1 protein-coding gene is annotated in these 448 nt (G+C 58.0%); it reads right to left on the bottom strand.

Annotated features, from left to right (window positions below; translation table 11 throughout):
• A partial coding sequence (locus A3709_RS12580; protein WP_304438768.1) for a FimV family protein occupies window positions 1-448 on the bottom strand: 448 nt, incomplete at both ends.

The raw sequence follows: 448 nt of genomic DNA, 5'->3' as shown, positions 1-448 counted from the left end.
GATGCGGTTGATATTACCGTCGATAAAGGCGTTGGGGTTCAGACGCTGAATGTCAAGCATAGTCTGATGGATGGTCGTACCGCTGGGCTTGGCTGCGGCGGCGATTTCCCAGAGCGTATCGTCCCGGGAAATCATGTATCGCGAGCCACTCAGCGGCGAACCGGCGGCCTCGGCATTGAAATCGCGCTGGGGCATGTCACCCGGCGCGAGCTGGGACTTTTTCTTTACATCTACCCGGGTTCCGCTAGTGGCGGCCGGGTCTTGTGTTTTTTTTTCGGGCGAATCCGGGGCGGGGATGCCCTCTTCTTCCTCAACACGCGCAGAGGCAGATACCACCTGGCTGGAGGCGTCAAACAAGGGCGGATCAACCAATACCGTGTATTCACGCAGCAAACGGCCAGTAGGCCAGCGCGCTTCTACAATGAAATCGAGATAGGGTTCGAGCACC

It is taken from the genome of Halioglobus sp. HI00S01, assembly GCF_001635445.1.
In the GTDB taxonomy this organism is placed as follows: Bacteria; Pseudomonadota; Gammaproteobacteria; order Pseudomonadales; family Halieaceae; genus Halioglobus; species Halioglobus japonicus.
Note: the sequence above shows the minus strand (reverse complement) of the source record. Positions and strands in the feature narration are given on the sequence as shown.